At 46.1% G+C, this 26,703-nt stretch carries 22 protein-coding genes; 16 read left to right on the top strand and 6 right to left on the bottom strand.

Going from position 1 to position 26,703, the window contains the following annotated elements; genetic code table 11:
* On the top strand, positions 1–912 hold the full coding sequence (locus tag Q5L94_RS03870; protein ID WP_317497153.1) for a M14 family metallocarboxypeptidase: 912 nt from the start codon (positions 1–3) through the stop codon (positions 910–912).
* 28 nt (positions 913–940) lie between these two features.
* Here Q5L94_RS03870 and Q5L94_RS03865 read toward each other — a convergent pair whose 3' ends face one another.
* A complete protein-coding gene (locus tag Q5L94_RS03865) occupies positions 941–2,191 on the bottom strand; it encodes a DEAD/DEAH box helicase (protein WP_317497152.1) in 1,251 nt (416 codons plus the stop codon).
* Between the two features lie 187 nt (positions 2,192–2,378).
* Here Q5L94_RS03865 and Q5L94_RS03860 point away from each other — a divergent pair, with 187 nt between their 5' ends.
* Genes Q5L94_RS03860 through Q5L94_RS03850 form a run of 3 tightly spaced genes read left to right on the top strand, consistent with a single transcriptional unit; the run spans position 2,379 to position 5,338 of the window.
* Positions 2,379–3,878, top strand: coding sequence for a methyl-accepting chemotaxis protein (locus tag Q5L94_RS03860; RefSeq protein ID WP_317497151.1), 1,500 nt, complete (start codon positions 2,379–2,381; stop codon positions 3,876–3,878).
* Positions 3,865–4,407, top strand: a complete 543-nt coding sequence (locus Q5L94_RS03855; protein ID WP_317497150.1) for a DUF6436 domain-containing protein — start codon at positions 3,865–3,867, stop codon at positions 4,405–4,407. The genes Q5L94_RS03860 and Q5L94_RS03855 overlap by 14 nt, the downstream gene beginning before the upstream one ends.
* A gap of 28 nt (positions 4,408–4,435) precedes the next feature.
* Positions 4,436–5,338, top strand: coding sequence for a sensor domain-containing diguanylate cyclase (locus tag Q5L94_RS03850; RefSeq protein WP_317497149.1), 903 nt, complete (start codon positions 4,436–4,438; stop codon positions 5,336–5,338).
* A 74-nt stretch (positions 5,339–5,412) separates the two neighbouring features.
* On the opposite strand, the gene Q5L94_RS03845 is transcribed toward Q5L94_RS03850, so the two are convergent.
* A complete protein-coding gene (locus Q5L94_RS03845; RefSeq protein ID WP_317497148.1) occupies positions 5,413–7,092 on the bottom strand; it encodes an isovaleryl-CoA dehydrogenase in 1,680 nt (559 codons plus the stop codon).
* Between the two features lie 133 nt (positions 7,093–7,225).
* On the opposite strand from Q5L94_RS03845, the gene Q5L94_RS03840 reads away from it, so the two are divergent.
* The 4 genes from Q5L94_RS03840 (at position 7,226) to Q5L94_RS03825 (ending at position 11,588) form a co-directional block, all read left to right on the top strand.
* The gene (locus tag Q5L94_RS03840; protein WP_317497147.1) at positions 7,226–8,584 is read left to right on the top strand and encodes an MBL fold metallo-hydrolase; all 1,359 of its coding nucleotides are present in this window, start codon (positions 7,226–7,228) and stop codon (positions 8,582–8,584) included.
* A 54-nt stretch (positions 8,585–8,638) separates the two neighbouring features.
* On the top strand, positions 8,639–9,157 hold the full coding sequence (locus Q5L94_RS03835) for a porin family protein (protein WP_317497146.1): 519 nt from the start codon (positions 8,639–8,641) through the stop codon (positions 9,155–9,157).
* 99 nt (positions 9,158–9,256) lie between these two features.
* The gene (locus tag Q5L94_RS03830) at positions 9,257–10,846 is read left to right on the top strand and encodes an EAL domain-containing protein (protein WP_317497145.1); all 1,590 of its coding nucleotides are present in this window, start codon (positions 9,257–9,259) and stop codon (positions 10,844–10,846) included.
* A 46-nt stretch (positions 10,847–10,892) separates the two neighbouring features.
* Positions 10,893–11,588 (top strand): 2OG-Fe(II) oxygenase, encoded by a 696-nt coding sequence (locus Q5L94_RS03825; RefSeq protein ID WP_317497144.1) that lies wholly within the window; start codon positions 10,893–10,895, stop codon positions 11,586–11,588.
* 38 nt (positions 11,589–11,626) lie between these two features.
* Here the strand turns inward: Q5L94_RS03825 and Q5L94_RS03820 are convergent, their stop codons facing one another.
* Positions 11,627–14,401 (bottom strand): pitrilysin family protein, encoded by a 2,775-nt coding sequence (locus tag Q5L94_RS03820; protein WP_317497143.1) that lies wholly within the window; start codon positions 14,399–14,401, stop codon positions 11,627–11,629.
* A 216-nt stretch (positions 14,402–14,617) separates the two neighbouring features.
* On the opposite strand from Q5L94_RS03820, the gene udk reads away from it, so the two are divergent.
* Positions 14,618–15,250 (top strand): uridine kinase, encoded by a 633-nt coding sequence (udk, locus tag Q5L94_RS03815; RefSeq protein ID WP_286822964.1) that lies wholly within the window; start codon positions 14,618–14,620, stop codon positions 15,248–15,250.
* A gap of 1 nt (position 15,251) precedes the next feature.
* Complete coding sequence (locus Q5L94_RS03810) at positions 15,252–16,472, top strand: NupC/NupG family nucleoside CNT transporter (RefSeq protein WP_404398994.1); 1,221 nt, start codon at positions 15,252–15,254, stop codon at positions 16,470–16,472.
* A 38-nt stretch (positions 16,473–16,510) separates the two neighbouring features.
* On the opposite strand, the gene tesB is transcribed toward Q5L94_RS03810, so the two are convergent.
* On the bottom strand, positions 16,511–17,371 hold the full coding sequence (gene tesB, locus Q5L94_RS03805) for an acyl-CoA thioesterase II (protein WP_317497141.1): 861 nt from the start codon (positions 17,369–17,371) through the stop codon (positions 16,511–16,513).
* Positions 17,372–17,630: 259 nt separating this feature from the next.
* Between tesB and acnA the strand changes: the two genes are divergently transcribed.
* On the top strand, positions 17,631–20,300 hold the full coding sequence (acnA, locus tag Q5L94_RS03800) for an aconitate hydratase AcnA (RefSeq protein WP_317497199.1): 2,670 nt from the start codon (positions 17,631–17,633) through the stop codon (positions 20,298–20,300).
* 45 nt (positions 20,301–20,345) lie between these two features.
* Here acnA and Q5L94_RS03795 read toward each other — a convergent pair whose 3' ends face one another.
* Together Q5L94_RS03795 and folK are read right to left on the bottom strand one after the other, a co-directional pair.
* The gene (locus Q5L94_RS03795; RefSeq protein ID WP_317497140.1) at positions 20,346–21,053 is read right to left on the bottom strand and encodes an SDR family NAD(P)-dependent oxidoreductase; all 708 of its coding nucleotides are present in this window, start codon (positions 21,051–21,053) and stop codon (positions 20,346–20,348) included.
* Entirely contained in the window at positions 21,050–21,421 is a 372-nt protein-coding gene (folK, locus tag Q5L94_RS03790; RefSeq protein ID WP_317497139.1) for a 2-amino-4-hydroxy-6-hydroxymethyldihydropteridine diphosphokinase, read from the bottom strand. The genes Q5L94_RS03795 and folK overlap by 4 nt, the downstream gene beginning before the upstream one ends.
* Before the next feature lie 145 nt (positions 21,422–21,566).
* Between folK and Q5L94_RS03785 the strand changes: the two genes are divergently transcribed.
* Genes Q5L94_RS03785 through asnB form a run of 5 tightly spaced genes read left to right on the top strand, consistent with a single transcriptional unit; the run spans position 21,567 to position 26,699 of the window.
* Entirely contained in the window at positions 21,567–22,055 is a 489-nt protein-coding gene (locus tag Q5L94_RS03785) for a hypothetical protein (RefSeq protein ID WP_317497138.1), read from the top strand.
* Positions 22,048–23,484 carry a sodium:solute symporter family protein gene (locus Q5L94_RS03780; protein WP_317497137.1) on the top strand — a complete coding sequence of 479 codons (1,437 nt, stop codon included), beginning with the start codon at positions 22,048–22,050 and terminating at the stop codon, positions 23,482–23,484. The genes Q5L94_RS03785 and Q5L94_RS03780 overlap by 8 nt, the downstream gene beginning before the upstream one ends.
* The gene (locus Q5L94_RS03775; RefSeq protein ID WP_255801631.1) at positions 23,471–23,593 is read left to right on the top strand and encodes a hypothetical protein; all 123 of its coding nucleotides are present in this window, start codon (positions 23,471–23,473) and stop codon (positions 23,591–23,593) included. The genes Q5L94_RS03780 and Q5L94_RS03775 overlap by 14 nt, the downstream gene beginning before the upstream one ends.
* Before the next feature lie 4 nt (positions 23,594–23,597).
* Positions 23,598–24,665 (top strand): aspartate carbamoyltransferase, encoded by a 1,068-nt coding sequence (locus Q5L94_RS03770; RefSeq protein WP_317497136.1) that lies wholly within the window; start codon positions 23,598–23,600, stop codon positions 24,663–24,665.
* 18 nt (positions 24,666–24,683) lie between these two features.
* Positions 24,684–26,699, top strand: a complete 2,016-nt coding sequence (asnB, locus tag Q5L94_RS03765; RefSeq protein WP_317497135.1) for an asparagine synthase (glutamine-hydrolyzing) — start codon at positions 24,684–24,686, stop codon at positions 26,697–26,699.
* The last annotated feature ends 4 nt before the right edge of the window (positions 26,700–26,703 follow it).

Here is a 26,703-nt window from a genome sequence, read left to right as displayed (position 1 = left end):
ATGACGCAACAAACGATTTACCATATTGGAACACCGGGCACGCCCTGGGGAGCGACAGAAAAGGCTCAGTGGCTGGCCGAGCAAACCAAAAAACGCTCTTACTTCGATGATGTAGTTAGTAAGATTGAAACCTTTAAAAGCGATTTCGATGTAGACCAATACGGTGAACTTGCGTACGACAGCGCTACTTATCCTTTATTCGTGGTCAAAACAAAAAACTGGGATGATTCGAAGCCAACGGTTTTGGTTACCGGCGGAGTACATGGTTATGAAACCAGTGGTGTCCATGGTGCGCTGCGGTTTATTGAAACCAAAGCGAAAGATTACCAGCCACACTTCAACGTGGTGGTAGCGCCATGTTTGAGTCCCTGGGGCTATGAAACCATCAACCGCTGGAATCCGGCGGCCATTGATCCTAACCGCTCTTTTGTCGCTGATTCACCAGCCGGGGAATGTGCGCACATTATGAATTATGTTGCTGGCTTAGGCGTAGATATTCTGGCCCACATAGATTTACACGAAACAACGGATACTGATAACAGCGAGTTTCGTCCGGCCAAAGCGGCGATGGATGGAAAAGTGAATACGAACTGGAATATTCCGGATGGGTTCTATTTGGTTGGGAATTCTGAAAAGCCTTATCCTGATTTTCAGAAGGCGGTGCTAGATTCGGTGGAAGAGGTCACTCATATTGCCGATGCCGACGACGAAAATAAGCTGATAGGCGAGGATATTGCTCAGCGTGGCGTTATTTTATTGCCAACAGCAGAAATGGGATTGTGCATTAGCTTTAGCAAAGCAGAGTATGCGACGACTACAGAAGTGTACCCCGACAGCCCGAAAGCAACGCCAGAACAGTGTATTAACGCTCAGGTTGCTGCGGTAACCGGAGGACTGGACTTCTTAAAGTAAAGTCCGGTCCTACTGGTCTGCGGTAGAATTAACGTCGTGTGTCCGGGCGCTTCTGGCGAGGCGCACGACGAGAGTTTTGAGGACGCCCCGTACGAGGCTTCTGAATCGGCTCCGGCTTTATGCTGGGGTCTGGTTCAAAACCCGGAATAACTTCCTTAGGTATCTCATTTTTAGTCAGTTTTTCTATATCGCGCAGCAATTTATGCTCATCAACACAGACTAAAGACGCCGCTTCACCTTCACTTCCTGCACGGCCGGTACGGCCAATACGGTGTACGTAGTCTTCAGCAACCTGAGGCAGTTCAAAGTTGATAACGTGCGGTAATTCATCAATATCAATGCCTCGTGCAGCGATATCCGTTGCTACCAGAACCCGCAACTTACCGGCTTTAAATTGTGATAAAGCTTTCGTTCTTGCGCCCTGGCTTTTATTGCCGTGAATGGCCATAGCCGGTAAACCATCATCACTTAACTGTGTAGCCAATCTGTTGGCGCCGTGTTTTGTACGGGTGAAAATCAATACCTGTCGCCAGTTGCGGCTGCCGATTAAATAGCTTATTAACTCTCTTTTACGTTTTTTATCAACCGGGTAAACCCGCTGTTGTATAGTATCTGCTGCTGCATTCTGACGCGCAACTTCAACCAGTTTTGGCTGTTGCATAAATTGTTGCGCTAATGCTTTTATCTCGCTTGAGAAGGTTGCAGAAAACAACAGCGTCTGGCGCTTTTCAGGAATGAGCTTCATGACTTTTTTAATGTCATGAATAAAGCCCATATCCAGCATGCGGTCAGCTTCGTCCAGAATCAGTACGTCAATTTTACTTAAATCAACGGTTCCCTGACGGCTGTGATCCAGCAAACGCCCGGGTGTCGCAACAAGAATATCGACACCACGGCGCAAGGCATCAATTTGTGGATTAATACCCACGCCACCAAAAATCACCAGGGACTTAAGACCGGTATATTTTGCGTAGGTATTCAAATTGTCTTCAACCTGTGCCGCCAGCTCTCTGGTTGGCGTAAGGATCAAGGCCTTAATAACAGGCTTTCCGTCAGCTTTTGTTTGCGACAACCTGTGCAGCAAAGGGAGCGTAAAACCCGCCGTTTTACCGGTTCCCGTTTGTGCTGCGGCTAACAAGTCGTGGCCGGCCATAACGGTCGGAATGGCTTGCTGTTGAATTGGTGTTGGGGTGGTGTAACCGCATTCACTAACGGCTCGTAAAATATCGTCGCTCAATCCGAGTGACTGGAATGAGGATGGGTTTTGTTCTGTGGACATGAAGCTCCGGGAATTATGATAGTAGATGCCGCTCTAATGTGCGGCTTTTTCGCATTATATCACAAACGAGACTAAACCTTTATTTAGAAAAGAGCGTAGTAGTGTAAGTTTTTCTTGATTTGATGAAAAAGTGAGCGCATTATTCTCGCCGTTTTAGCCCTCATTCAGCTTCTTTAGAGGAAATTTCATGTTTTACCGTCCCTGGGTTAACTCGGCCAACCGAGTTTTCATTGGCGTCCTGATTGTTCAGTTCTTAATTACGCTCTTGATTGCCTTCACTACCAATGACTGGTTTTTACCCGTATTGCTTTCGTTACTTATTGTTGCTTTGCCTTTATTCTTAATTCGTATAGCCGGCCAAAGAAAGCTAACGCATCATGTTATTGCCGCGGCAGTTCAGCTAATAACGGCGGTTCATATCGATCAGACCATGGGTTTGGTCGAAATGCATTTTGAAATTTTTGTGGTGATGGCTTTTCTAATTTATTATCGCGATTGGACTATTGTGGTCACCAGCGTTGCTGTAGTTGCAGTGCACCATATCCTCTTCTTTATTCTACAATCTAGCGGTGCAGACGTTTATATTTTTGCTGAAGGCTACGTCACTCTCGGTATTTTAGCTATCCATGCGGGATTTGCCATAGCCGAAGGCGCCGTGCTTTGTGTGATCGCTAAACAGAGTGACTCTGAAGCTAACAGTGCTCAGGTTTTGCGTGACAGTATTGATAATATTGTTAAAGAGTCGGACACGTTAGATTTATCTGTAGAAATTCAGGGTGAAACGAGTGAAATTGTGGCTTTTCGAAAGCTTATCCAGCAATTTCGAAAAAATATCAGAAGCACCCGGAGTCTGGCGGAAGAAGTTCAGGGCGTTACAGGTAAACTTTCTCATCAAACGACAGAGTTAGTTGGTAGTCGAAAGCATACATCCCGCGAAGTGGATCGTATTGCGAGTGCCATTGAACAAATGACCGTAACGATAAGCCATATAGCCTCACAGACAGCGGAGGTGAAAACTTCAGCCGAAGAGTCTATAGGCGGTTCCGAGCATGCTGACAGCGTAGCTAGGACAGCAGCCGACGCTATTGGCTCATTGAAATCTAATGTTTTGGAAACCAATAAAAAGCTGAGCGCTTTGGACAGCCAGTGTCATCAAATTTCAGATGTTGTTGAGGCAATAAATAATATTGCTAAGCAGACGAACTTACTGGCGCTTAATGCCGCAATTGAAGCTGCCAGAGCCGGGGAAGAAGGCCGCGGGTTTGCCGTGGTTGCCGACGAAGTCAGGTCGTTGGCAGCTACAACGGCAAAAAACGCAGAGGAGATTAGTCTCATAAGTCAAAGCATAATAGCCGAGGTTGCCGAGGCGGTAAATTCAATGGAAGCTTGTGTTAAGCAAATTGATGATGCGGTGCGATATTCTGATGAGTCGGGAGAATCGATGAGAGAAGTTGCCGAGCGTATAAAAGAGGTTTCTCGACAGGTTATTGCAATTGCCTCTGCAACTGAACAACAGCGAAGCGCAAGTGAAGATATTTCGAAGTCTGCGCAAACAATGCGAGAATTGTCACAAGCAGAAACTCAATTGTTGCATAGCGGCCAGGAAAACTCCGATTCGTTAAAAGCGGCTTCAGCGGAATTAGACTTGGAAGTAGGGCGCTTCATTGTCACTCATGAATTCAGGTAAGGCTCGTTCCCGTTGGCTTATTGCCGTTGTTGTGGCCTGGTTTGGGCTTGTGCTTCTGGGGATCAGTTATTTACTTGAGCAGCGGTTGGTCTGGTTTGATGAAAAAGGTCAGTTACTGGAGCTTAGCAATAGCGAAAAGCTGGAACCGCAGCTAGTGGCTGAGCTCACGCGTCTGGGGTATTCCTTTTCCGGCAGCGTTTTTCACATTACCTCAGGGGATTGCTCTTGTAACTGGCGCTCGTCCGGGCATATGGCCAGCGTAAAAAGAAAGGTTGCGGAATCTGAAGGACAAAACTTGATTGTTGATATCGATCAATATCCAACCTTAAAGCGCTTCGTTCCGGCGACTCCAGCGATTATCATGTTCAATAAATCATCAAAGCTGATTTACATTGGTCCATACGCCGATGGTGCTTTTTGTACTACTGATAGTAGCTTTGTAGAAGAGCTGATACCTTCCGTTTCGGGCGAATCAGCGGCTCCTAAATGGGTTAATACCGTTGCAAAAGGGTGTTATTGCAAAGTTTAATGCTGCAGAACAGTGGAGCCACATAACAATGAAAGTAAAACAAACCGTTATTGAGTTCCTTGAAGTCATACCGGACGGCGCAATAGTTATTAGCTCTCAAGGGCTCATTGTTGGTGTTAACCAGGCTGCCGCGACAATGTTTCGCTATTCCTCGTCATCTATGCTTGAACTGCATCTTAATGAACTGTTACCTGAAGGGATGCGTGAAAAGCATGACCAGCACTTAAAAACGTTTTTTAAGTACCCGGGCAGGCGCTCTATGGGGGATGGTTTGATTTTCCCCGCAATTCGCCGGGATGGTTCAACTTTTTATGTCGATATCATGCTGAATCAACTGGATATCGAGAGCCAGTTGTATGGTATCGCCGTAGTGCGGGATTACACTCTGCAAAAAAAAGCAGAAGATAAAATTCGTCTCGAACTGGAGTTTGAAAAGCGTCAGGCTCTTACCGATCACTTAACCGGAATAATGAACCGGCGAGCGTTTACTGCGCAATTACAAGATGAGATAAACCAGTTGGAAACTCATGGTACGCCCTTTGCTGTGAGTTTTATCGATTTGGACGACTTTAAAGAAATAAACGATGAACATGGACATCACTTTGGTGACATCGTATTGCAAAAAATTGCCGAGTTAACTCGTTTACACAGTCGGCATACCGATTATGTTGCTCGTATTGGAGGTGACGAGTTCGCTACTATTCACCCTATGATTTCCGCTGAAGACGCCAGACTCATGATGCACCGTTTACGTTGCCAGTTAGTGAGTGGAATAGGGCATGCCGAGTTACCTGTCACGCTGTCTATCGGCCTTTGTCAATGCGATAAACCTTCAGAGCATTACACCATTGAAGGCATTATGGCCCGGGCAGACAAAGCCATGTATCAGGCAAAGAGCGAAGGTAAAAACGCGGTAGTGCTGACAAGTTAAGTGTAATGAAGACTAATTCACTTTGATTGTCGCCTAAGGTCTGCTCTAAAGAAGTTTAGGTGTAGCTTGCGAGTTTATTGTGCGTCTGCTGGTGAGGCCCTTTCGACAATTGCAGCACAATTAAGCCCTGTGGGTAATGTGCCGTAGTTAAGTCCGGTATTTGCTGCTAAACGGCTGGCACAAAACGCATCGGCAACGTCGGTGCTGGCATGTTGAACTAATAAAGCGGCTTGTAACCCAACGGCCATATTATCCGTTATAGAGCGTGCACGATACTGGAGCATATTCCTGTCCGTAAACTCACTTTTCAACCGCATAATAAACTGATCGAGTCGTTTATCTGCACCTTGTGCCCGCTGTAGTTCGGCAAAATAAACATCGAGAACTTCTGGTTGTTTTTCTATTGCTCTAAGAACATCCAGACATTGAATATTACCGCTGCCTTCCCATATGGCGTTGACCGGAGACTCCCGGAACAGTCTCGGCATAATGTGGTTTTCCATAACGCCACTACCGCCAATCACTTCCATAGCCTCATAAGCATGATTCGGTGTGCGTTTACAAATCCAGTATTTGCCTATAGGCGTGGCAATACGGGATAACAGCTTTTCATGCTCGTCGTCCTGGTTATCCATTGCTCGCGCTATGCGCATCATGTAAGTCATGGCGGCTTCGCTTTCAATGGCTAAGTCCGCCAGCAAATTTTGCATTAGCGGTTGTTCACTTAATTTAGTGCCAAAAGCTTCGCGGTGGCTGGCGTGGTGAATGGCCTGAACCACGGCTTGTCGCATGCCGGAGGAGGAACCAATCATGCAGTCATAGCGGGTAGTTGCCACCATTTCTATAATAGTACGAACGCCTTTGCCTTCTTGACCTACCATCCAGCCCAGCGCACCTCTTAACTCAGTTTCGCTGGAGGCATTGGCCGCGTTCCCCATTTTTTGTTTCAGCTGTTGAATCTGAATTGGATTCTTTGAGCCGTCTGGCCGCCAGCGCGGCACCAGAAAGCAGGATAACCCGCTGGTTGTTTGAGCAAGCACCAGAAAAGCATCGCACATTGGTGCTGACACAAACCATTTGTGACCAACCAATTCGTAAGCCTGGCCTGAACCTTTTTTGTCTATTGGGTAAGCGCGGGTGCTATTCAGCCGGACATCAGAACCCCCTTGTTTTTCGGTCATAGCCATACCAATGGTCACAGCACTTTTTTCGGTATGAGGAATGTTCCTGGGGTCGTAATGTCTGGCGGTAATTTTGGGTCCCCACTCTTTGAACAAATCGGGTTGGTGCCTTAGTGCGGGTATAGAGGCAAAGGTCATGGTAATAGGGCAGCCATGAGACGCTTCTACCTGAGTGTGCAGATAATATTTTGCTGCACGTGCAACATGAGCCCCTAATTTGGGTTCGCTCCAAGGGCTTGCATGTAGGCCATGCTCAATGGCTGTCGACATAAGCTGGTGATAGCTTGGGTGAAAATCGATGAGATCGATACGGTGCCCGTAACGATCGTGAGTTCTCAGTTCAGGCTGGTATTTGTTTGCCTGAAACCCCTGTTCGATACTGTTGGCTTTACCAGCCAGTTCTCCAAAGGCAATAAGATCGGAATAAGCCCAACTGGCACCTTCGCGCTCAACGGCTTTGCGTAATGCTTTATCAGCCAGGTAAAGATTATAGTTTTCCAGCGCCGGTGGCTGATTCTCAACCTGGTGGGTGCTGGCCATAAACTGATCGGCTCGGGGGTATTTCTGAGTCATGTTCTTGCTCCTTGTCTCAATTGAGTGAAGCAAGATTATTCATGATCGTCAATGTACCAATAGTTGTCTTTCGTCTATTTTTCTACGACAGTGAAGTGAGATACTTTGTTGTCGGTTTAAATAAGGACACGCAATGAGAGTCGTATTTTTAGGTGGTGCGGAAACGGTTACCGGTTCCAAATATTTAGTTGAAACAGAATCAACCCGAATTCTAATAGACTGCGGTCTTTTTCAAGGCTATAAGTGGTTGCGGCGGCGTAATTGGCAGCCTTTGCCAATGGGGATTAATCAGGTCGACGGTGTCGTATTGACTCATGCTCATCTTGATCATTCGGGGTTTGTTCCGGTGCTCTATAAAGAAGGGTTCCGGGGGCCTGTTTTCGCACATCATGCAACATCTGGTTTGTGCGATATCCTGTGGGCAGATAGCGGAAGAATTCAGGAAGAAGATGCGAAATACCTTGGCAAACATAAGTTAAGCCGCCATGAAAAACCAGAACCTTTGTATGATGAAGCAATGGCAAAATCAGCCATACGGCTGCTTCAGGGCGTTGAGTTTCATCAGCAATTTGAGATTGGCGATATTAAAGTGACTTTGCAGCCAGTTGGTCATATTCTGGGGGCTTCAAGCGTCGTTATTGAAGCCGAAGGTAAGCGTGTTGGCTTTTCCGGTGATATCGGACGTCCGCAGGATATTATGATGTATCCACCTGAACCTCTACCGGATTTGGACTTGCTACTGCTTGAGTCAACTTATGGCAATCGGCTTCATGCTAAAACCGAAAATGCGGAAGAGCAGTTGGCAGAAGTGGTTAACGAGACGGCTCAGTCCGGCGGTGTCTTGTTAATTCCGAGCTTTTCAGTCGGCAGAGCACAACTGCTGCAATATCTGTTAGTTAAATTGATGGATGAGGGGCGGGTACCTAAGCAACCTATTTATTTAGATTCTCCTATGGCTATTAACGTTTCAGGGCTTTACCAGCGTTTCCATAGTATTCACAAACTGACGGACTCAGATTGTTCCCGAACCTTTTCAAGAGTCGAGTACACACGTTCTGTCGATGAATCAAAAGCTATTGCGTCTCAGTCGGGGCCTCACATTATTATCGCAGGCAGCGGTATGGCGACAGGCGGAAGAATTCTGCACCACTTTAAACGCTGGTTGAGTGATCATCGTGCGACGGTTTTATTCAGCGGACACCAGGCCGGAGGGACTCGTGGTGCTAAAATGCTGCAGGGGGTGGAGTCGATAAAGCTGCATGGCCAATGGTTACCGGTAAAAGCTCGGGTCCGTTCTTTAGAAGGATTGTCAGGACATGCAGATTATCAAGAAATTGCTGGCTGGCTAGAACAATCCAGTTTAAAACCAAGTACTCCAATTCAATTGGTACATGGCGAGTTAGATGCACTGGAAACCTTCCGTGACTATTTAATGCAGAACACCACTTACAATGTCGATGTTGCTGATTACCAAGGGGTATATCACCTGTAACAGAGTCTGCTAAACTACCTTCACTCAGGATTATCAGATTAATAAGGAAGTCGCATGAAGTTTTTGAACGCTGTTTTATGTGGTAGTACGCTTTTATTTTTCAGTGTGTTTGCCCAGGCGCAGGACAGCGGCTATTACGGCGCTGCATCTCTAGCTCAGCTGAATGTTGATACCGAGCTTGAGGGCGCTCCGTCATTTACCCCTCATGTGATTAACCTGATGTTAGGCTACCGGTACAGCAACAGCCTTTCTGCAGAAGCACGCTACGGTTTCGGCGTACACAGCAGCAGTGATAACGGCATCAAATTTGAAACCGATTACACGGCCAGTATTTTGGCTAAACCTCGTTTATATTTGTCTCCTGATGTCGCTTTGTATCTTACCGGTGGCTTTTCGCGCGGGAAGTTTACGGTAGGGGGTGAAGATACAACGCTCAATAGTATCAGCTACGGCGGCGGGGTTCAGTACGATCATAACCCCAGAACAACTTACTTTATTGACTGGATAAAGTTGATTGATAAAGACGAATACACAATTAATGCATTAAACATAGGCGTAACCTACAGGTTTTGATGTAAATATCTGTTGTAACAGGCTGTCATTATCGGAACAGATTCGGTACATTACAAAAAAGTAACATTTAATTTGTTGACGTTGACTGAGCGGGCATTGATGCGTAATCCATTTTTATTAAAGCAGTATATAAATACGTTAGAGTCTGCTGCAATATGTGCACGCTTGTCGCCGGACGGTAATATTCGCTGGATGAGTGAATCTCTGCATAAATTGTTAGGGGTTCACTACCTAAAGCGCACAACCGCATTTTCTGAGTTTCTCCACATTGATAGCCGCAACGATGTAACTGGTGAGATAAACGAAGCTGCCGCTAATGGTGAAGTCTGGAATGGACGACTTTGCCTGACAAGTACCAATCGCAGGCGCTGGTGTCGCTGTATTGCAATTCCTTTATACGAAACGGATGGCCTTTTAGCTGAGCAAATATTGTTGTTTCAGGATATCTCACGAGAGATTCATCTGGATGAACTATTACAGGAAGCCCGCTTTGATCAGGTAACTGCTCTTCCTACCCGAATAGACTTGCTCAACGACCTTAAACAGGTAGGGGCTCAATGCCTGGCTGTACTGGATATCCGTAAGTTTCGAAGTTACGCCGACTTCTGCGGTTTAGAATTTGGTGATGCGTTACTGCGTGAATTTAGTGACTGGGCTTCGGCATTTTTGAAAACTAAACACATCAATATTTACCGTTTGCATGGCGATAAATTTGCGCTAATTCCAGATTTCAGAATGATCCCCAGTTTATTCGAGAGGCAATTACTTGGCTTTTACAAGGCTTTGTCATTACACAAGCTAAAAGTAGAAAATGGTGATGTCACTTTGGATGTTGCAATAGGCATGGGAGTGGGGCGTAAAAAACAGTTACAGCTTGCGGAAAGTGCTTTATCTAAAGCAAAAGCCATTTATTCCGGCTACAAGGTAGAAGTGGTTTATGAACGTGAGTTGCTGGACGAGAATAAAGTGAACTGGCTTCCAAAAATTCAGTCAGCGCTAGTTGATCATCGTTTTGTCAATTATTACCAGCCTATCCAAAGTACGAACAAAAGTCAGTCCAGCTACTACGAAGCGTTAGTCCGGTTAAGGGACGAAAATAAGGATTTAGCGCCGGGGCTTTTTTTAGACGAGGCAAAAACAACACGTTATTACTGTGAAATTACCCGATCTGTGATTGAACAGGCGGTGCTAACATCAGAGAGATACCAAGTCGCAATATCCGTGAATGTCTCCATTGAAGATATTTTGAATGAAGAGACGGTCAGTTTTATTCATTATGTGCTCTCAGAACATAAAAAAGCGCAGCTTATTTTCGAAATTACGGAAACCGAATCCACAGAAGATTTTACCAAGGTTCAGGCTTTTGCCCGAGATGTCAGACGTTTAGGCGGGCAAATCGCGATAGATGATTTTGGTGTCGGTTATTCAAACTTCTCGCGGCTGATAAGTCTTCGTCCGGATTATTTGAAGATTGATGGCAGCATAGTGCAAAACGTATTACATGACCCGACAAGCGCCAGTATTCTGAATGGCTTAATCAGTATTTGTAAAGAATTACATATTCCTATCGTGGCTGAATTTGTTGAGAACGAAGAGGTGAATACTTATCTTTGCGATCAGCAAATTGAGTATCTGCAGGGATACTATATTGGTAAACCATCCCCAGAATTAAATCGCGTATTAAATTAACCTCTCCGTTGATTTTTAAAAGACATAAGGCCATAAAGTCACTGTTATGAATGATTTCATTGAAACTTATGATAATGCGCTATCGAACGAACTATGCCAGCAACTCATTGATGTTTTTGAACAGTCTCCACACACGTTCGATGGCCGCACGGGTAGCGGGGTGGATACCACGAAAAAGGTTAGTACCGATTTATCGCTCAATGCTCATCCTGAATATCAGGAATTGTTGCTAAAAATCCAGCAGACAACAGCACGCCAGGCTCTGGAGTACTTTAAGAAATACCGGTTTGCTTTAATTGGGCCTGTCGCACTGACACTCCAGCACCCTAAAACGAAACAACCAGTTGCTTTGACTAATGATAACTTTGATGAAGTCGCAAAAGGCAACGAAATGGCAATTATGCAAAAGCTGTTTCGGGTTGGTGCAATACAAATGCAGCGTTATCGAAAAGGCAAAGGTAATTACAATTACTGGCATTGCGAAGCTTATCCACAAAAAGGCTCTACTGAACCACTGCACAGAGCTCTATTGTTTATGTATTACCTGAATGATGTGGATGATGGCGGAGAAACGGACTTTTATTATCAGGAGCGTTCGCTAAAGCCTAAAGCGGGTCAAATGGTGATAGCACCAGCGTATTTTACTCATACTCACAGGGGAAGAACGCCAGTTTCTAATGACAAATACATTCTTACCAGTTGGATCCTGCACAGTCGCGCAGAGCAATTATTTGGTGCATAAAAAAAGCCCCCAGCCTTTTCGGCCGGGGGCAGACATTATTATTTAATGTCGTCTTCACTTAGGATAGTTACTTCCCCAAGGTTAAGTTCACGGATCTTATCTTCAATCTCAGCTAAGTCGCCAACAATAACCCAGGTCATAGCGTCAGGTTTTAGAACCTTATCGGCACTTTCCTGGATATCGTCAAGGGTAATAGCGTTGATGCGCTGTCCATAAGCTTCCAGGTATTCAACGTCTTTGCCTTTATTGAAGGTACTGACCAAACCGCTAAGCAGGCTACCTTTAGTTTCATACGCACCAGGTAATTTAGCGGTTTTATTAGCCTTCACTTTGGCGAGTTCGTCTTCTGTAGCAGGCTTGTTGCCTTCGTATTGAGTAAACTCTTTTATGATTTCCTCAACCGACTCTTTGGTTTTGTCAGTTTGCACTGGTGCCAAAGCCATTAACAAGCCCGGACCTTCGTTATCCAGCCAAATTGAACGAGCACCGTAAGACCAGCCTTTATCTTCACGTAAGTTCATGTTCAGACGGCTGGTAAAGCTACCACCAAGAATAGTATTCATAACATCGATGGTGTCGGCGTTATCAAGTTGACCAGATGGTGCCAGCTGTCCGGCTATAATTAAAGACTGTGGATTCCCTGGTTTATCGATAAGGAAAACACGGTTGGTTTCAGAGGCCATTGAAGCATCAAGTGACTTCTCTGGCTTATCAGAAGCCGGAGCCTGCCAACTAGAGAACTGCTCTTCTAATAGTGACTGAGCTTGCTCAACGGTTGTATCACCGACGATAACCAATTTGGCGTTGTCGGGACGTAACCAGGTTTGCGCATGCTCGACCAAGTCTTCACGAGTTAAAGACTTTATAGACTCAACGGTACCTGAACCTGTTAACGGCTGACTATAAGCGTGCCCGTCACCGAACATCAAGCCAGGAAGAACACGTAGAGCCTGAGTTTGAGGGCGTGCTTCTTCTTTGCGAATGCCTTCTACCCAGTTTGAACGCTTGCGCTCAATTTCGTCTTCAGAGAAGGCTGGATTTTGCAGAACGTCATTCATTAACGCCAGACTTTCAGCGAAGTTAACGCTGAGTGTGTCCATGCTAATGCGTGAACTATCTAGGCTGGCCGACGCATTTAAGTTGGTTCCTAAAGACTCTAAACGCTTATTCAACTCCAGCGCACTCAGGTTTTCAGTACCTTCTTTTAGCATCGACATGGTGTAGCTTGCAGTACCGAGTTTACCGCCAGCATCTGAGGCATAACCACTATCAAACACCATGCTCATTTCAATGGTTGGGGTATCGCTACGTTGTGCCAAGTAAACTTCTAAGCCATTGGATAAAGTAAACTGTTCAACTTCTGGCAGCTCTAATTGTGGTAAGTCGCCGACATTGGGTAATTGTGAACGGTCTGCGTCGGTCTCTTGCGCAGTGTAGTTAGGTTGCGGAACGACATTAAGAACGAAGTCACCATGACTTAACCACTGTTCTGCAGCGTTTTGCAGATCGTTGGTTGAAGCTTGTTTGGTCCACTCCATTTCTTTTTCGTAAAAGCCCGGGTCATTATGATAGACCGCGCCAGAGGCGAGTATGTCAGATTTACCACCGAAACCACCGACTTTTTCAGCGCGACGAACAAAATCTGCCGTGGTGCTGAATTTAGTGCGTTGTAATTCTGCTGCTGTCGGGCCTTCTTGTATCAGGCGGGCAAGTTCTTCATCGATAATTTCTTCAATCTGTTCAAGTTCAACACCGGGCTTGGCGTCGGCCGTGATCATAAATTGACCGGCCAGTTTGCGACCGTACTGGAATGCACCCACAGAGCTAGCGATTTGTTCGTTATAAACTAGGCGCTCATAAAGTCGTGAGTTTTTGCCGTTAGCCAAAATATCGGCCAGAAGGTTGAGGTACTCAGAATCGGCAGTTCCCATCTGTGCGGTATTCCACACTTTATAAACTCGAGGAGCTGGAACGCGATCTTCCATCGTTGCACGTTTTTGCTCGTCGCGTTTGGCAACCCAGGCTTCCTGCTTCTGAAGAGGCTTGCCAGGTGCAATATCGGCAAAGTGTTTAGTGACCTTTTCTTTCGCGGTTTCAACATCTATATCGCCAGCCAAAACCAAGACTGCGTTGGCTGCGCCGTAGTAGTCCTCAAACCATTGGTGTACGTCGTCAAGAGAAGCGGCGTTTAAGTCTTCCATGGAGCCAATAATGGACCATGAGTAGGGATGTCCTTCTGGGAAGGTTTGTTCGGCGATATAACTCCAGGCTTTACCATAAGGCTGAGCTTCACCCTGACGTTTTTCGTTTTGTACAACGCCACGCTGTTCATCAAGTTTATCCTGAGTTACGGCACCTAAAAGATGACCCATACGGTCAGATTCCATCCAAAGTGCCATATCAAGTGCTGGCGTAGGGACGTTCTCAAAGTAATTAGTACGGTCATTGTTAGTGGTACCGTTCATTTCTGTAGCGCCTGCACGCTCAAAAGGACCGAAGTATTCGTCATCGTAGTTTTCAGTGCCATTGAACATTAAGTGCTCAAATAAGTGAGCAAAGCCCGTTTGCCCGGTTTTTTCGTCTTTAGAGCCAACGGCATACCAAACGTTTACCGCAACAATAGGCGCTTTGCGGTCTTCATGAACAACGACAGTTAAGCCGTTATCTAAGGTAAATGTCTCGTAGTTGACCTTTACTTCTGGAAATTGTGACTGGCTTACAGCCTCTTGGTTACTAGCCGACTGGGTTGACTGGCAGCCACCTAGAAGGGCTGTCGCAACCGCAACAGCGGTGATAGTTTTCATCATTTTCATAGTGGTTCCTGGATTATTTTTTTACTATAAGCAGGCTTACTATACGAGAGGGCAGACTGACACGCATGTTTAAGTTCAGGCTAAATTGTAACGAAGTTAAACAGATGAAAGATTATCGGTGAAAGTTATGACAATAAAGGTATCAGTCAAGTCTTTTAATTACACAGACAATCAAGGATAATTGCGCCGGTTTTCAGCAAATAGAAACGGAAGCTTGTGAGTAAAATAACAGTGATAGCGATAGCTGGCGCGTCAGCGTCGGGAAAAAGCCTGTTTGCCTCCACGGTGTATCAGGAGTTAGTGGCTGAATTAGGAACTGACGGCATTGCTATTCTGGCCGAAGACGCTTATTACCGTGACCAGAGTCATATGACCATGGAGCAACGGGTGCTAACTAACTATGATCAGCCTGCTGCTTTCGAACACGATTTGCTGATGCAACATTTGCGGCAGTTAAAAGCCGGTGAAGCGGTTGATATGCCGCAGTACAGCCATACTACACATACCCGCCTGGAAGAATCGATACGGGTTGCTCCGGCGAAAGTTGTAATGGTTGAAGGTATTTTGCTATTAACTGATGAAAAGTTACGTGAGCAGTTTGATATCTCGGTATTTATGGACACGCCTTTGGATATATGTCTGCTGCGCCGTATTAAGCGCGATATTGAAGAGCGTGGACGTACGTTGCAGTCGGTTACTGAGCAATATGAGCAGTATGTTCGTCCCGCATTCTTTGACTTTATATTCCCGTCTAAGCAGTTTGCCGATCTCGTTGTCACTCGCGGTGGTCAAAACGAAATCGCCATTGATATTATAAAAACAAAAATACGTCAGTTGCTGGCGGAATAAAATTGGTTCTTTTATGAATAGTATTCTCGGCGTTGCCGTCATCTTTCTCGTTGCCTATTTAGCGTCAACGGATCGTAAAGCCATACGCTGGCGAACGGTTCTCGGAGCATTCGGCATTCAAGTAGGGTTAGCATGTATTGTACTCTATACCACTATAGGGAAAGAGCTGCTACTGAGTTTTGCGGCCGGGATTTCCGAGGTCATTGGGTACACTCAGGCAGGCATCAACTTTTTATTTGGTGGATTGGCATCAGAAGAGTTTGGTCTTGTTTTTGCCATTCATGTTTTGTCGGTCATTGTTTTCTTCTCTTCTCTTATTTCCGTTTTGTACTATTTAGGCATTATGAAATGGATTATTCGCATTTTAGGCGGGGGGCTGCAAAAGCTGTTGGGTACGAGTCGGCCGGAATCGATGTCAGCAGCTGCCAATATTTTCGTGGGACAAACCGAGGCACCTATGATGGTCAGGCCATTTATCGGCACGATGACGCGCTCTGAGCTGTTTGCGGTTATGGTGGGCGGTATGGCCTCAGTATCTGGCTCTGTGCTTGCGGGGTTAGCCGAAGTTGGAATCGAGCTGAAGTATCTTATTGCGGCTAGCTTTATGGCTGCGCCCGGTGGATTCTTAATGGCTAAAATGATGATTCCTGAATCAGAAAAGCCACGTAACGATCTCAACGAAATTGAAGTAGAAGATAACTCTGCAAATGTCATTGACGCAGCAGCTCAAGGGGCTTCTAGTGGCCTGCAGTTAGCAATGAATGTTGGCGCCATGCTATTAGCCTTTGTTGCTTTGATCGCTTTAATTAATGGCGTTTTTGGCTGGGTCGGTGGTTGGTTTGGGTATTCTGAACTCACCTTACAGCAAATTTTTGGTTATGTATTTCAGCCGGTTGCCTACGTGCTAGGCGTAAGCTGGGATGAAGCGAATCTGGCGGGAAGCTTTATTGGCCAGAAGTTGGTTATTAACGAATTCGTTGCGTTCCTCGATTTTGTCAATTACAAAGATCAGCTAAGTGAAAACTCTCAGGTAATTATTACTTTCGTGCTTTGCGGATTTGCGAACTTTTCATCTATTGCCATTTTGCTTGGCGGGTTAGGCGGTATGGCGCCAAGTCGGCGCCATGACATTGCTCGTTTAGGCATGCGTGCTTTATTAGCAGCGACTTTAGCAAATATGATGAGTGCTGCAATTGCCGGTTTCTTTGTCTCTCTGACCTAATCAGTATACCTCAACACGCCCTGATACCGGGATCGCGTTTAACTGCGGTCCCGTATTACACCTTCCTGAATAGTTGACGCAACCAATACACCGTCACGTGTAAATATTTGCCCACGAACTAAACCACGCTGACCACTGGCGGAAGGACTGTCTATTGCGTAGAGCAGCCAGTCATCCATACGGAAATCGCGATGGAACCACATAGCATGATCAACAGTCGCAACCTGCATATGGGGTTGGGCAAAGCTGACGCCATGAGGTTGCAGTGCTGTTGGCAAAAAGTTGAAGTCTGACGCGTAAGCCAGCAAATATTTGTGCACGCGCTGATCGTCCGGCATGTTGCCGTTTGCTCTGAACCAGACATAACGGCGCGGTTCGTCTTTTTCAGGTTTGAATGGGTTATAAGGGGTAACAAAGCGCATCTCTATAGGCTTGTCGCAAATGAACTTTTTGCGCAGTGGAGCCGGTATCAGCTCTTCGTGTTCGCGATAAATATCCAAATCTGAAACTAAACCTTCAGGGCCAGGCACTTCAGGCATGGTGTCCTGATGCTCAAAGCCTTCTTCCTGTTGCTGGAAAGACGCCGTCATGTAGAAAATGGGTTTACCATATTGTATGGCTTTGACTCTGCGTGCTGAAAAGCTTTTACCGTCACGTATGGTTTCAACGTCATAAACAATGGGCTTTTTGGCGTCCCCCGGGCGTAAAAAGTAACTGTGAAACGAATGGCACACTCGTTCCTGAGGTAATGTTTCTTTAGCGGCCGAGAGTGCCTGTCCAATAACCTGACCACCAAAAACTGCGCCAAAGCCTAAATCTTGACTTTGCCCACGGTAAAGACCGTCCTCAATGCTTTCCAGGGTTAGCAGGTCGAGTAAATCATCGAGTACCTGACTCATCCAATATATCCTTATTTAATTCGCTAAGACTGATGTCTGATTGATCTTAAACACTTTTTACAGACTATGTAATATAAACACAATTTATAATAAAAATAGTTGCTTAACTGCGCACTTAATCAGCAGTTAATTGGAACAAACTTTTGATTTATGTTTTCATCAAAGCACATATTTGATGGCTGAAACGGTTCTGTTTGTCTATATTTACAAGACCGTTTAGTTCACAATGACGCTTTGGAAGCGAATGGGAGAGAATCGTATGTCAGGCAAAGACAGTCTGAAAACCTTAAGTTCGTTAGATGTTAAAGGGAAAACCTTTCATTATTTTAGCCTGCCTAAAGCAGAGGAAGCCTTAGGAGACATTTCTAAACTTCCTGCTTCAATGAAGGTTTTACTCGAAAACTTATTGCGTAATGAAGATGGCGAAACCGTCACGAAAGACGATTTGCAAGCCATGGTCGACTGGTCGAAAAAGAAGAAAATTGACCGCGAGATTCAGTACCGTCCTGCGCGGGTTCTGATGCAGGACTTCACCGGTGTTCCGGGCATTGTCGATTTAGCCGCAATGCGAGACGCTGTGGCGAAGGCCGGGCATGACCCTGAAGTCATTAACCCATTGTCCCCTGTCGATCTGGTTATTGACCACTCGGTAATGGTAGACAAATACGCAACCGAAGGTGCTTTTAAAGAGAACGTCCGCTTCGAGATGGAACGTAACAAAGAGCGTTACGAGTTCCTGAAGTGGGGGCAGGGTGCCTTTGAAAACTTCCGCGTAGTACCACCGGGTACCGGTATTTGTCACCAGGTGAACCTGGAGTACTTAGGTAAGAGTGTCTGGACGAAAGAAGAAGACGGCAAAACCTTTGCTTACCCTGACACTTTGGTTGGTACCGACTCGCACACCACTATGATCAACGGTATCGGCGTATTAGGCTGGGGCGTTGGCGGTATTGAAGCTGAAGCGGCAATGCTGGGGCAGCCGGTTTCCATGTTAATACCAGAAGTTGTCGGCTTCCGTATGACCGGCGCGCTGAAAGAAGGTGTAACCGCGACAGACTTAGTCTTAACCGTGACCCAAATGCTGCGCGAAAAAGGCGTAGTCGGTAAATTTGTTGAGTTTTACGGTCCGGGACTGGACAACTTACCCTTAGCTGACCGCGCAACGATTTCGAACATGTCGCCTGAATACGGCGCGACCTGTGGTTTCTTCCCGGTCGATGACGAAACCTTGCGTTATTTCCGTCTGTCAGGTCGTGATGAAGAAACCATTGAGTTGGTTGAGAAATACTCTAAAGCACAGGGTTTGTGGCGCGACAATGACAATGAACCGGAGTTCACTGACACGCTGGAGCTGGATTTAAGTACTGTAACGGCTTCATTGGCTGGTCCGAAACGTCCTCAGGACCGGGTGGATATGGAGCAGCTTGGCAGTAATTTCGACCTGATACTGGAAACTAACGGTAAATCGGGTGAGAAAGACAAAGAAGTCCAAGTGAAAGGTAAGGATTATTCCTTATCGCACGGTGATGTTGTTATTGCGGCTATTACGTCTTGTACGAATACATCAAACCCGAGTGTCATGATGGCGGCTGGTTTGGTTGCTAAGAAAGCCGTAGAGAAAGGTCTGACGCGTAAACCCTGGGTTAAATCCTCGCTGGCACCGGGCTCTAAAGTGGTTACTGACTACTTCGAAAAAGCCGGTTTAGATGAATACTTAGATAAGCTTGGTTTTAACTTAGTGGGCTACGGGTGTACCACTTGTATTGGTAATTCCGGTCCGCTGGATGATGAAATAACACAGGCCATTAATGAAGGTGGCTTGACGGTATCTTCTGTGTTGTCAGGCAACCGGAACTTTGAAGGCAGAGTGCATCCGGAAGTCCAGGCTAACTGGCTGGCGTCACCACCGCTAGTGGTTGCCTATGCGCTGTCAGGTACAACACGTACCGATTTGAGTAAAGATCCTTTAGGTAAAGATTCAGACGGTAATGATGTGTTCTTGAAGGACATCTGGCCTAGCAGTTCAGAAATTGCTGAAGCTGTGAAAATGGTTGATAACGAGATGTTCGGCAAAGAATATGGCGAAGTCTTCGAAGGTGATGAAGAATGGCAGTCAATTAGTGTTGCTGAAGGCAATACCTATAACTGGCAGGACGACTCTACCTACGTTAAAAATCCGCCGTTCTTTGAAGGTATTGATAAGCCATTGCAAGCACCGAGCGACATTAAAGACGCTAACGTGCTGGCGGTATTTGCTGACTCAATTACTACGGATCACATTTCACCGGCAGGCTCTATCAAACCGGATTCACCGGCAGGTAAGTATCTGCAGGAAAATGGCGTCGAAATTAAAGACTTTAACTCTTATGGTTCGCGTCGTGGTAACCACGAAGTCATGATGCGCGGTACTTTTGCCAATATTCGTATTAAAAACCAGATGCTGGATGATGTTGAAGGTGGTTACACCAAGTACATTCCAACGGGCGAGCAAATGGCCATTTACGATGCCGCCATGAAGTACATGGAAAATGACACGCCGTTGGTTGTATTAGCTGGTAAAGAGTACGGGACCGGTTCAAGCCGTGACTGGGCAGCCAAAGGTACAACGCTGTTAGGTGTTAAGGCCGTACTGGCTGAGAGCTATGAACGTATTCACCGTTCTAATCTGGTGGGTATGGGCGTTCTGCCGCTACAATTTGCTGAAGGTGAAGGTGTTAAAGAACACAAGCTGACCGGCGAAGAGCAGATATCGATTTTAGGTCTTGATGATAATCTCAAGCCTGGACAGATGCTGAAAGTTGTTGCTAAACGCAAAGACGGAAGCGAAGTTGAGTTTGAGGTTAAGTGCCGTATCGATACCGGCAATGAAATGAGCTACTACAAAAGTGGTGGTATCTTACATTACGTATTGCGCGGAATGCTTAAATAAGAGTCGCTACAGTGAATTGAAACCCGGCCATTGCGCCGGGTTTTTTTATATCATCAAGCCACGACCGCCGTCGACTTTAATGGATTCGCCCGTAATAAATGGGTTGTCACGTAAAAAGCGAACGGTTTCTATCATGGGCTCTAAACCACCTTCGACCCTCAATGGTGTCTCATCCATAACCTGCATCCGATGTTCTTTATCGTGCTCTGGTAAAAACAGAATAGGACCTGGCTGAATGGCGTTGACTCTTACTGACGGCGCTAAGCTTTTAGCAAAAGCCTGGGTCATGTTAGCGAGTCCGGCTTTCGCTGCGCAATAAGCGATGTAATCGGTAGACGGGCGGTCAGCGTATATGTCCGTAATATTAACGATCAGACCATTCTCTGAATGGCTTAATTGCCGTTGCAAGCCGCTTATGAGCAGGTATGGCGCCATCCCGTGTACCTGGAATACCGCAGCTAATGCGTTATTGTCGTTATCAACTGTCTCGTTGTCGAAAAAACAGGAAGCGTTGTTAACCAATAGATCGACAGAGTCCGTAGCGCTGCTAATAGTACGCACCATGGCCTGAATACTGTCTATGTTGGTGAAGTCGGCTTGTACGCCCTGAGCGCCTAGTGCTTCCAGTTCGTCAATACCGTCACGCGAGCTGTTGTAGTGAGCAAATAACTGGTACCCCTCAGTTAGCAGTGCTTTGGCCAGTTCAAAACCAAAGCGTCGTCCGGCGCCTGTAATAACTGCTGTTTTTTTCATGAGTTGAGTCCTAAGTCTGGTAATACAGAGGTTAAATATTCCGGTACCTGAGGGTTTTCTTCAAGCCTGCCCAGGATATCTATATCTATAGTGCGATCTTTAAAGCTTTTTTGAGGGTCAGAACGGTCGCGGCCCATAGCCTCTTCGATAGCATTAAACTCTTGCTTGAGTTCATTAGCAGACATAGGCGTGCGAATAATAAATAAAGCGTTCAAAAAGTCGTTATTCGTGTCCATATCGACTGGTGAAGTCGGTATGTTTCGTGAAAAACGTATATCGTCGGATAAAGCTTTAAGGGCCTTTTGTGCCTGAGGAAAATGTGTTTCAGGCTCTATGTTTGAACCAAGACTGCATAAATACTCTTGCATTGGATAACTGACCACTAAACGTAAATGATATGTTGTACTGACTACGGGCAAAAACAGTAAACAGATGACTATGTTAAACAGTTGAAATTAAAAAATTCTGCTGCTAGCCTGAGATTTCAACTAATGCTACTGAGCAGAAGTTTTAATGACAGCGCAGAAACACGGCTTTAACTATTGCTATATTTTGTTTGCTTTATGTTTGTTGGTAATGTTGCCAACAACTGCACATGCGAGCTCGTTAAAGCTGAGCGGTCCGGACTCCGTTGTAAAAGAAGGTTACTTCACTGTTTCTGTCAGCGGCCCGAACTTTGACGAGCTTAACAGAGTTACTATTGAAGTTGCCAGCAATTCAGAGTTTGCCAAGAGCACTCGTCAGTTTCCCACGTTAGGTGATTTCCAGGATATTTCACTTACCGGTTTTAGCAACGGAACTTATTATTTGCGCGCTCGAGCCGAAGGTCCTGATAACGAAATTCATACCAGCAATACTATTGAGATAACAGTACAACATTATCCGCTCTGGCAATCTCTGACTTTATTCTTCGTCGGCCTGGTTATTTTCATTACTCTGGTAGCAACCTTATTACTGCTTCATCGGCAATGGATTCACTCCAGACAAGAGCGCCATGACTGAGTTCGCACTGGATACGGGTACCGGCATCACGATTATCCTCCTGTTTGGGGTGTTTTGGGTAGCCTTTGGTTATTGGCTGGGACGGAAGAACCGCAGTCACGAGGACTTTGCTCTGGCAGGTCGGAATGTTGGTTTTGCTTTTGCCGCGGCAACAGCTATGGCAACCTGGGTGACCAGTAACACCACGCTGGTTGCACCTCAGCTAACCTATCAATTCGGCATTTGGGGCATGGTAGGGTATTCCTTTGCCGCTCTGGGCTTAGTGCTGTTTGCACCTATGGCTAAACGCATTAAGGAACTTCTGCCTAATGGTTATACATCGGGCGACTTTGTGCGGTTGCGTTACGGCAACCTGGCTTGGCTTGTCTTTATCATCATTTCTGTGGTTTATGCTTTTGGCTGGTTAATTAGCCTCGGAATGGCCGGTGGTATTTTGCTTGAGTCACTCAGTGGCCTTGATTATCACATTGGCATGACCACCATACTGGTAATTTGTGTCGGCTATACGCTCTTTGGCGGAATGCGGGCGGTTATTGCTACCGACTTTATTCAGGCTTTAATTATCATTGTTGGTGTCAGTTTTATCGCTTACTGGATAATTGATAATGTTGGCCTGGAAAGCATTCACAGCAACCTGACAAGCGAACACCCGCAACTGCTGGATTTACTGTTTCCTGCAGCTGTTATGTTTTTGTTCAATAATATTTTCTTTGGGCTTGGCGAGATTTTCCACTCCAATGTCTGGTGGTCACGGGCTCTGTCTTTTAAAAAGAATGTGGCCTACAAGGCGTATTTAACCGGTGGCTTATTATGGTTGCCTATTCCTATTGTTACCGGGTTCATCGCCTTAGCAGCACCGCAGCTGGGAATTTTCCCGGCAAGCCCCGATATGATTGGCCCTACCGTTGCCGCGGCTGTACTTGGTAAAGCCGGAGCCATTATTGTTTTTATTGTTATTTTTTCTGCGTTGGCGTCCAGCCTGGACTCGTTACTCGCAGCTACCTCAGACTTAGTCACACAGGATATTTTCCATAAAAAACTAAAACCTAAAGCCAGCGACAAAACATTAATGCGCTTTAATCGCAGCTGTATTCTGGGCTTAGGAGTCGTTACCTGGTTATTGTGTTTGCCGCGTATTGCGACTTTAGGCGCTTTATTGAATTTTGCCGGAGCTTTTGTTGCCAGCACCATCTGGCCAATAGTACTGGGGCTGTATCATCGTCGGCTGACGGGAACCTACGCGGCGTGCGCTATGGCGTTCGGTACGGCGTTTGGTATGCTGAGTTACTTTGTTGTCGGCTTCTATGTCGCCGCTTTAGTGTCATGTGCAGTTTCCGGTCTAATATGTTTAGTGGGTATTTTACGTAGTAGCGAAAAGTTTGACTGGGACACACTAAATGAGAAGGAGCCGTCAAATGCTAATCAGTGAACTGGCTTTTGAGTGGTTAATTTCTTTGGCGCTAATAATGACTTGCTTAGCTCCTGTTTTGTTACTGGGGCTTTTTATTAAAGATTTTATTTCTAAAACCATATGGTAATTGTATGACTATAAAGGATGTCTCCTTTGAACGAGAGCGGCCCGATGTTTGCGGCGATGCTCATCCAAAGGCGTTATTAAAAGCAATTCAGGAAGATGGTGATTACTTGCTGAATTTGTCGAATCAGCATGTTGTGTCTGCTGATCAATTTTCGCAGTTAGGGATGCTGCAATTGTTCCGACTTGCGGCCAAGTACGAAGCTAACCCTCGTCGTTTTAGTACCTCATTACAGGGAAAAATTTTAATCAGCGCGTTTTATGAACCAAGCACTCGTACTCGTTTGTCATTTGAAAGTGCCTGGCACCGCCTGGGCGGTGATATCATGTCAATTACTGACCGTTCTACTACCGGCATAGCCAAAGGTGAGCGTTTAGCCGATGTGGCTGAAATGTTTAATAACTATGGCGACTGTGTCGTGTTGAGGGATAATAATGAAACCTCACTGGAAGAGATGATCGATTCACTGCGAATTCCCATTATTAATGCGGGTAATGGTTCAGATGAACACCCAACTCAGGCGCTTACGGATATGTACGCACTGTTTAAATGGCGCCCCGATTTAGTGACGGAAGAAGCCGATAAAGCACCAATAAAAATTGGCATTATTGGTGTGCCAAATAAAATGCGTACCGTGCGTAGCTTTATTAAATGCTTAGTAAAGTTTCCAAAAGCAATTGATGAAATTGTCATTATTCATGACGAGGAATCGTCGACTCAGCTGTTCGGAAGTGAGCAACGAGAACAAATTGAACAAGCCGGAATAAAGATTCGTACGACCCGGAATTTAGAGCAGGTACTACCAGAGCTTGACGTGGTTTATATCAACGCTATTTCGTGGGAAGGTGATACCTTTAGTACTTATGGCAGTGAGTTTCACTTAACGGCTCAGTCACCGCTAAAAGACAGCGCTATTATTTTACATCCATTAGCGCGCGGTGAAGAATTATCCGCCGATCTCGACCATACGCCTCATAACTGGTATTTCAGCCAGGCACGGGGCGCGGTGTTTTTACGTATGGCGCTACTGACCTGTATGGTGCAGCGAGCTGAACGCGTCATTGATGTCGTCTGATACGAGGAAAAGCAAAGAATGTGTGGAATTGCTGGCGTTTTTCATCATCAAACGGAAAGAGCGATTGAACCCCAAACTTTAGTGAATATGGCTGCGATAATTCATCATCGTGGCCCTGACGGGTTCGGCTATGAAGTACAACACGACTATGGCGTGGGATTTAGTCACGCCCGTTTATCCATTATCGACCTGGACGAAAAGCGAGGTCGGCAACCTTTTATATCAGCCGATAAACGACTGATGCTGACCCATAACGGTGAGTTTTACGATTTTAAACGCATACGTGCGGACTTAACCGCTCGTGGCGCACGCTTTAACAGTAAAAGCGATTCTGAAATTGTTCTTCACCTGTTTGAGCGTTACGGACTGGAGAGCACCCTAAAGGAGCTTCGTGGAGAGTTTGCTTTCGGCCTGTTCGATGCCAAAGACGAAAGTCTTTACCTGGTGCGCGATCGGTTTGGAATTAAGCCTTTATACTGGACGGAAACGGAGCACGGTGTGGTGTTTGGCTCTGAGCTGAAAGTGTTGTTTGCTCACCCGGACGTTAAACGAGAGTTTTCGGCTGAGGGCTTATACCACCAACTGATTCAAGTAATGGTTCCGGGCTCTACTGCTTTTGAAGGGATTAACCAGGTTCAGCCGGGGTATGTGGTTAAGTTACAGCGCAAAAATGGCAAAGTGGTTGCAACGGAACATAAATACTGGGATGTCGATTTTCCACCGGAGGAGAGCTATCCAGGAGCGGATGTCGACGAGGAATCCTATATTGAAGGGGTTCGCGCTAAGTTACTGGAAGCCGTCCAGCACCGAATGACAGCCGACGTTCCTGTCGGTTGCTACTTGTCGGGTGGTATTGATTCATGTGCCATTCTTGGGCTTGCGTCTGCCTCAACCCAAACCTCGGTAAAAGCTTTTACCATAGGTTTCGATTCTGCTGACTATGACGAAACACCTATTGCAGAAGAAATGGCTGAAGCGACTCAGGCTGATCACCATATTATGCGGCTTAAAGCCGATGATCTCTATGACCATTTTGTGAAAACCTTGTGGCATACCGAGAGAACAATATACAACACATTGGGTGTGGCCAAGTACCTGATGAGTAAAGAGGTACACGAAGCCGGTTATAAAGTGGTAATGACCGGAGAGGGCTCCGATGAACTCTTTGCCGGCTACCCGGCTTTTAGAAAGGACATGTTCCTGCATGGACTCGACCACTTGCCGGAAGTGGAACGGGTTGAATGGCAGGAACTGTTAGAAAAAAACAATAAACTCTTTAAGGGCGCAATGTTGGCCCGCGAAGAGTTTGTCAGCGAAGCTTTTAACCAGAAAATGGGTTTTACTCCAAGTTGTGTGCAGCCTTGGCTGTCGTGCTCATCGGTTGCCTTGCCTCTTATGTCAGAGAACAAGCGGCAACAGGTTGAAGGCTACGATCCTAGCCAGGCTATTGCTAACACGCTTGATAAAGACATGCTGGACGGCCGGCACCCGCTGGACAGGGCTCAATATGTCTGGATTAAAACCATGCTGGAGGGGCAAATTCTGACCTGGGGCGGCGACCGTGTAGATATGGCGAATTCAATGGAGGCGCGCCCGGCATTTTTAGATCATCACTTAGCGGAATATGCTTTCACTGTGCCGCCACATCTGCGCATTAAAGGCAATAAAGAAAAATATGTGTTGCGCGAAGCGATGAAAGGCTTGTTGCCGGAAACGCTTTATAAACGTGAAAAGTTCGCTTTTATGGCGCCGCCGGCGCACACCGATCCGGAAAAGTGGAAGGCCGTTGAGAAGCTGGCAGAACAGTTTCTGAATGCCGATGCAGTTAAGTCAGCGGGTTTGCTGGACTACGACGAAGTGGTGCGGACTTTTGAACGGCATCAGGATGAGAATGTTCCGAACGAAGAACGTGTACAGCTTGATGCTGTCATCAACCACATGTTAGGTGTTCAGGTACTGCATCATCACTTTGTGGCTACTGATGTGCCCGCGCAGGCTCAGCAGCGCGCTACTGAGCTGGGCTGGACAGCCTGATTGT

This window comes from Idiomarina sp. Sol25 (genome assembly GCF_033052775.1).
In the GTDB taxonomy this organism is placed as follows: domain Bacteria; phylum Pseudomonadota; class Gammaproteobacteria; order Enterobacterales; family Alteromonadaceae; genus Idiomarina.
This window is presented reverse-complemented; position numbering and strand designations above follow the sequence as displayed.